The sequence below is a fragment of the Burkholderia sp. E168m23 genome, from assembly GCF_016586125.1.
Taxonomy (GTDB): domain Bacteria; phylum Pseudomonadota; class Gammaproteobacteria; order Burkholderiales; family Burkholderiaceae; genus Burkholderia; species Burkholderia orbicola.
Genome location: NZ_BCPP01000883.1, coordinates 1 through 3013, shown reverse-complemented (window position 1 = coordinate 3013; position 3013 = coordinate 1). Strand labels below are relative to the sequence as shown.

At 56.1% G+C, this 3013-nt stretch carries 3 protein-coding genes; all 3 read left to right on the top strand.

Annotated elements, in window-relative coordinates; translation table 11 throughout:
* The first annotated feature begins 322 nt into the window (after window positions 1-322).
* Window positions 323-1354: a LysR family transcriptional regulator gene (locus JMF90_RS31325; RefSeq protein ID WP_012339455.1), complete on the top strand. Its 1032-nt coding sequence runs from the start codon at window positions 323-325 to the stop codon at window positions 1352-1354.
* A 260-nt stretch (window positions 1355-1614) separates the two neighbouring features.
* The gene (locus JMF90_RS31320) at window positions 1615-1989 is read left to right on the top strand and encodes a response regulator transcription factor (RefSeq protein WP_012339456.1); all 375 of its coding nucleotides are present in this window, start codon (window positions 1615-1617) and stop codon (window positions 1987-1989) included.
* Between the two features lie 39 nt (window positions 1990-2028).
* Window positions 2029-3013: PAS domain-containing protein (locus JMF90_RS31315; RefSeq protein WP_201325890.1), on the top strand; the 985-nt coding region annotated here is incomplete at its 3' end.

The following is a 3013-nucleotide window of genomic DNA, read 5'->3' as shown; positions in this document are numbered from 1 at the left end:
CGTCCGGCCGTCCACGCAGGTATTCGATAGATTTCGCTGCACGCAATTGTTCGCGCCACCACTCATTGCGCTCGTCTTACCTTGTCAAACTCCACGCCCGGGCAAGGTCTCGCGTCTCGCGATGGGTTGTGACGTGGTGCGGATACACGTCACGTTGGCAGACGGATGTCGGACCGAAGCCGGGTGGCGTTTTCGCGCGACAATGAATTAATGACTTAACACCATCGTATGTGACATTGACTCCCGCGAGGTAATGGAGTGAGCGGCCGCTGTTCCATAGACTGGATTCGTGTTTCTTCACTCACGAATCCAGGAGAAAAGTATGGACCGAATCCTGCAGGCAATGTCGATCTTCACTCACATCGCGCGCGTCGGCAGCTTTACAGCGGCGGCTGAAATTGCGGGTATGAGCGCTGGATCGGCCAGCACCCTTGTTCGCCAACTGGAAGCCCACCTCGGCGTGACATTAATGCAGCGCTCCACTCGCTGTATTCGATTGACGGCAGAAGGCAGTCAGTATTTCGAGCATTGTGAGAGGATACTGAGCGAAATTTGCGAAATGAAGGAGCAGCTCAGTGGGACGGGTAAGATTGCGCGCGGCCACCTGACTGTGGACGTCGACCAGGAAGTGGCCCATGCGATTCTGCCTTTTGTCCCGGAATTCAAGGCGGCATTCCCGGAGGTGGCGCTGCGCATCAACGTCGGAGGCGATCCGGACGGTTTGATTGCCAACGGCGTCGACTGCGCTGTCGTGGTTGGCCAACTCGCGGATTCGTCTCTCCGCAGTCGGCGCGTCGGTAGCTTTCACGCGCTGACGGTTGCGAGCCCTTCGTATCTCGCGCGGCATGGGATACCGCGGGATCCGGAAGGGCTGCGAGATCACGAGATAATTCATTACACGCCACGACGCTTCGGGCCGACGCGCGAATTTCGATACATGGTCGGAGGAGAGGAGGTGCGTCTGAAGTTCCCCGAGCGCATCTCTGTAAACGATGCCGGATCCGCGATTCGTTATGCGGTCGGCGGAGTCGGAGTCGTTCAAGTTTGCGAGCGAATGGTATCAGAAGAAATTTCCGCCGGTCGACTGGTAAGCATCCTCGAAGAGAACTCTCCTCCGCCGCAGCCGATCTCGGTTCTCTATAGCGATCGAAAGCATGTTCCCATGTCCGTCAGGGCGTTTCTTGATTGGATCCAGGAACAACTTCAGCGGCAGGGTGCGGAGGATTCGCGGGTGCAGATATCGGCGCAGGCTGAATCATTTGATGCGCCCCTTCGTAGGGTTGTCGGCATGAGCCATATGGGTGCGTTGCCCATTCGGCATGTTGGCCACGACGCATTGGTGCATCGTATGTGATGGACATGGGCAAGCGTTGAGGCCGGATGGATTGTGACGGGTGTTGATCTCGTGTGCCGTGAGAGGCTGACCGCCTTGCGGGCGGCCGTCGGCGGCTTCTGCGCCGCCTCATCGTTTCATCGGATAACGCCGAGGGTAGCGCTCATACATACGTATAGTTACCGTGATCTCGACCGCGAACTACCATTCGCATGGGGCATCGACGCTGGGCGCCGAATTTGCGCCATCCTTAAGGCATGGAGGTAAGGAACGTTGCTCTTATGGCAAATCAATCAGTAGTTTCAATTATCGACGACGATCAATCAGTTCGTAGAGCAACCGGCAGTCTTGTGCGTTCGCTCGGGTGGGAAGTCAGAACCTACGAATCGGGGGAAGAGTTCCTGAGTGCAGAACGAATCGCGGACGTTGCGTGTATCATTTCGGACGTGCAAATGCCCGGTATCTCGGGGTTGGAAATGTACGAGATGCTGCTTGAAAGAGGCGTAGCTCCTCCTGTCATTTTCATTACATCGTTTCCATCCGAAGCCACTCACAGGCAGGCGATGAAGCTTGGCGCGATTTGCGTTTTCAGCAAACCTGTTGATCCGGTTCAGATCGAACTTCGCCTCGACGACATCGCCTCACCGAGTGCATGAAGTTGATCCTCAGGATATCGTTTTGAAGCAAAAGGTCATATGGATGATGATCGTCGCAGGAGCGAAAGCAGCACCATAAGTGCGGGATTTGCGTCGCGCTCTGATGCGAACATGGGGGCCGCGAAATTCAGCGACAATGAGGAAGATGTCTTGGAGAGAAGACAGCGGGTCGTCTACCTCATTGCTACGCTCCTCGCCGTTTGTATCTTTATCGCCGATGCATTCACGCCAATCGATGTTGCGGTGGCTGTTCTTTACGTTGTCGTGATACTACTAGTCGCGTCGGTCGCGTCCCAGGCCGTGACCGTTGTAGTGGCATGGTCATGCGTTTCCATGACTGTCCTGGGTTTTCTGCTTGCACAAAGCGATCAAACGGCGATCAGTTCCCTGGCGCGTTGCGGGCTGAGCGTGCTAGCCATCGTAACGGTGTCTGCTTTGGCGCTGCGCAACCAGAGCAATCGACTCACCCTCCAGAAGCAGATCGATCTGCTCAACCTTACTCACGATGCGGTCGTCGTGTGCGGACTGGACGGTCTTATCAGTTTTTGGAGTCGCGGTGCCGAGCGTCTTTACGGCTGGAGCGCAGCCGAAGCAGCGGGCAAGGCGTTCCATGAACTCACTGCCACGGAATCGCAACTGCCGGCGGCCGATCTGTTAAGCAGAGCCATAGAGGATGGTAGCTGGCAGGGGGAGTTCACGCGAACCTGCAAGAACCGCGCGAGAATCATCATCTCCAGTCGCTGGACGATATCGAGAGATAAATCGGGCGAACCCGTTGCGGTTCTTTCAACTGACAGCGATGTCACTCAAGCGAGATTCCTGGAAGCCGAATTGCGGCAGCAGAAGGAAGAGTTGATCGCGACGATCGATGCTATTCCGAGCATGGTTTGGAGTACATCCAACGACGGTCGCATCGTTTATTTGAACCGTCGTTGGTCGGATTACGGCGTCAAGGTTGCCAGTGACAAGGACGTCTGGCGCGACATTATCCATGCCGAAGATATCGGCGTGCTGGAAGCCGCTT